Source organism: Arcanobacterium sp. (ex Cirak et al. 2026), assembly GCF_053585065.1.
This window is the reverse complement of sequence record NZ_JBQJCE010000024.1, coordinates 1-3,112: the sequence shown is the minus strand read 5'-3', so window position 1 is coordinate 3,112 and position 3,112 is coordinate 1. Positions and strand designations below refer to the sequence as shown.

Here is a 3,112-nt window from a genome sequence, read left to right as displayed (position 1 = left end):
AAAATTTAGGGGTCGTGGATATGCCGGTTGTGGTACACAATGCGGGGGGGCTCTCGCGGCCATTTTTCCCGCGGTATTTCTCTTCTTGTTCTTCGTGATCCCTGTATGGGATTTGGGTTATCTGGGAGTCGAACAAATTGCCAATGTGTGGCGTGACGGTGGGGCAGCGGGGGTTGCATCTTTACTGTCGGCGACCAATGTCGGTTCGGCTCTCGCGACGACGATGGGTCTTGCATTCGCCGGAACCGCATTATCTGCGCTTGTGGGTTTACCAGCGGCATACATTTTGTATTGCACATCGTTTCCTGGACGCGGGGTGTTGAGATTCCTCATCGTTTTTCCTTTCGTCTTGCCGACGATTGCAGTCTCGATGGCTTTCCGTTCCCTTTACGACGATGGCGGTGCTTTCGGTTTTCTGCAGCTTTCCGGCTCACCGCTCATCATTGTGTTTGCCATGATGTTTTTCAATATCTCGGTTTTCGTCCGTACTGTTGGGGCAGCATGGAGTGCTCTCAACCCTCAATACGAGGCTGTGGCACGCACATTGGGTGCATCTGCCATTCGTGCTTTCGCGACTGTGACGTGGCCCAGGCTCCGGCCAGCGATTGCATCCGCATCAACACTAGTTTTTTTGTATTGCGCCACGTCATATTCACTTGTCATTGTTCTCGGGGCAGCACGAACTCGTACGATTGAAACTGAAATCTATCGGCAGACATCGCAGTTTTTGAACCTTGGGGCAGCCTCTTTCCTTTCAATCATCCAAATACTGATTGTTGTTTGTGCTCTGTGGATTGCTCACCGTGCGCAGAATGAACAAAAGGCAGAAACGGCCACACGCTACTCGAGGACTCCTCGTCGACTCACCCGACACCAGATCCCGCTCCTTGCGGGTGTGGTGGTTGTCGTGGCTCTCCTGATCGTTGCGCCACTTGTTCAGGTGATGCTGCGTTCTTTGCGCCGTGATGGAATGTGGACCTTGGAGAACTTCGCTGATTTGGCTGTACCAGGAGCGGCGAAAGGGATTGCAGCCCCTGTTCTGTCATCCATTCTTGAATCTTTGTATGCGGCGGTAGTCGCGACACTGATCGCTGTGGCACTCGGACTCACTGTCTCACTTCTCGTGACGCGTCATTTTCGTACTCACGGGCGCACGATGAAGAAAATAACCTCATTTTATGATTCCTTGTTTGTGGCGCCCCTAGGGATTTCTTCAGTGACTTTAGGACTCGGTATGCTCGTTGCACTTGGGGGAGCGTTACGTTTCCTAGCAGACTCGATTTTCCTCCTTCCCCTTGCGCAGGCACTCGTCTCAATTCCCATTATTCTGCGTACTGTGGTGCCGATGATTGGGGGAGTGAACCGCCGTCTCTACGATGCTGCTGCAACCCTTGGTGCACGACCTCTTCGGGCATTTTGGGTCGTGGAAGGGCCAACTCTGGTGCGAGCTCTCGGTGTCGCTAGTGGTTTTGCATTCGCTATTGCGATTGGAGAATTCTCTGCGACATCGTTCCTTGTCCTTCAACGTGAACCCACCTTACCGATTATGATTTATCGACTCGTCAATCGCGCTGGAAGCGCCGATCAAGGCATGGCGTACGCTGGGACAGTCCTGCTCTGTATCATCACCGGATTGGTGATGCTTGCTGTTGAACGAGCCTCCATTCACGTTCCCCGTCGCCGAAAGGATAACCCGTGACCGCTGCCGTCGAACTGAAAATTGACCATATTGCGCTGACGTATCCTAATGGATACCAGGCACTTAAAGATGTCACACTCACCGTCGCTCCAGGTGAAATTGTTGCGCTCTTGGGAGCTTCTGGTTCTGGAAAATCAACTGTGTTGCGTGCAGTGGCTGGACTTGAACCGATCACTGCTGGAGCGATTCTCTTCGATGGCGACGACGTGACACGCATTCCTCCCCATCAGAGATCTGTGGGGATGGTCTTCCAAGAAGGACTGCTGTTTCCCCAGCGCAGTGTTGAACGCAATATTGCGTATGGTCTTGAGATGGCAAAAATGGATTCTCGTCAGCGCACTCAGCGTGTCGAAGCTCTGCTCCATATGGTGGGGCTCGATGGTTATGGCCAGCGCGATGTTGCCACATTGTCTGGGGGGCAAGCGCAGCGAGTTGCGCTTGCCCGATCGTTGGCGCCACGTCCACGGGTGATGCTTCTTGATGAACCGCTGTCTGCTTTGGATCAAGAGCTACGAGGCCGACTCGCCGTGGATATTCGACAGATCCTCAAAAGTGAGGGAACGACAGCGATCTTTGTGACTCATGATCCTGCAGAGGCTCAGGTGTTGGCTGATCGCGTTGAGCGCATCGATGCGGGAATTCTTCACGCGTGATCAAAACTCTTCACTGAGTGAGAAAGAGGAAGGCTCGAAAGATCATGATCTTTCGAGCCTTCCCGGTGGGCGATACTGGGTTCGAACCAGTGACCTCTTCGGTGTGAACGAAGCGCTCTACCACTGAGCTAATCGCCCGGATACTCGAAAAGAATAGCGAGAAAAAGGAGTATGGATCAAATCTAAACCGCGTGGCACAGGTCACTTTGGGTTAATTGGACGACTGAGTATCTTGCGTGTAAATTTATAACTCGTTGCGGGGGTGTTCCTCTCAATAATGCGGATGTAGCTCAGTTGGTAGAGCGCCACCTTGCCAAGGTGGAGGTCGCGGGTCCGAGCCCCGTCATCCGCTCGATGGCCAAAGTGGGAAGCCACTTCAACCACATGGTGGGTTGGCCGAGAGGCGAGGCAGCGGCCTGCAAAGCCGTATACACGGGTTCGAATCCCGTACCCACCTCTCAATTAAATAATGGGCGATTGGCGCAGCTGGTTAGCGCGTTTCCTTGACACGGAAGAGGTCGCTGGTTCGAGTCCAGTATCGCCCACTGAAGCACGGTTTCGGCCATGTTTCGATGCGGATGTAGCTCAGTTGGTAGAGCGCCACCTTGCCAAGGTGGAGGTCGCGGGTTCGAGCCCCGTCATCCGCTCTCGTTGTATTTTTCAACCTCTTGGTGGGTTGGCCGAGAGGCGAGGCAGCGGCCTGCAAAGCCGTATACACGGGTTCGAATCCCGTACCCACCTCTCAATTAAATAATGGGCG

2 protein-coding genes and 6 tRNA genes are annotated in these 3,112 nt (G+C 53.6%); 7 read left to right on the top strand and 1 reads right to left on the bottom strand.

What is annotated here, in order from left to right; genetic code table 11:
* Both ACTOVJ_RS08225 and ACTOVJ_RS08220 read left to right on the top strand, forming a co-directional pair.
* On the top strand, positions 1-1,699 hold a 1,699-nt coding region (locus ACTOVJ_RS08225), incomplete at its 5' end, for an ABC transporter permease (protein WP_449504694.1).
* Positions 1,696-2,352 carry an ABC transporter ATP-binding protein gene (locus ACTOVJ_RS08220; protein WP_449503446.1) on the top strand — a complete coding sequence of 219 codons (657 nt, stop codon included), beginning with the start codon at positions 1,696-1,698 and terminating at the stop codon, positions 2,350-2,352. The genes ACTOVJ_RS08225 and ACTOVJ_RS08220, both read left to right, overlap by 4 nt.
* Positions 2,353-2,418: 66 nt before the next feature.
* On the opposite strand, the gene ACTOVJ_RS08215 is transcribed toward ACTOVJ_RS08220, so the two are convergent.
* Positions 2,419-2,490 (bottom strand) — tRNA-Val (locus tag ACTOVJ_RS08215).
* A gap of 141 nt (positions 2,491-2,631) precedes the next feature.
* On the opposite strand from ACTOVJ_RS08215, the gene ACTOVJ_RS08210 reads away from it, so the two are divergent.
* From ACTOVJ_RS08210 to ACTOVJ_RS08190, 5 genes are all read left to right on the top strand, one after another.
* A tRNA-Gly gene (locus ACTOVJ_RS08210) sits at positions 2,632-2,704 on the top strand.
* A 34-nt stretch (positions 2,705-2,738) separates the two neighbouring features.
* Positions 2,739-2,809: transfer RNA gene (locus ACTOVJ_RS08205), tRNA-Cys, on the top strand.
* 14 nt (positions 2,810-2,823) lie between these two features.
* Positions 2,824-2,897, top strand: a tRNA-Val gene (locus ACTOVJ_RS08200).
* Between the two features lie 29 nt (positions 2,898-2,926).
* A tRNA-Gly gene (locus ACTOVJ_RS08195) sits at positions 2,927-2,999 on the top strand.
* A gap of 23 nt (positions 3,000-3,022) precedes the next feature.
* Positions 3,023-3,093 (top strand) — tRNA-Cys (locus ACTOVJ_RS08190).
* The last annotated feature ends 19 nt before the right edge of the window (positions 3,094-3,112 follow it).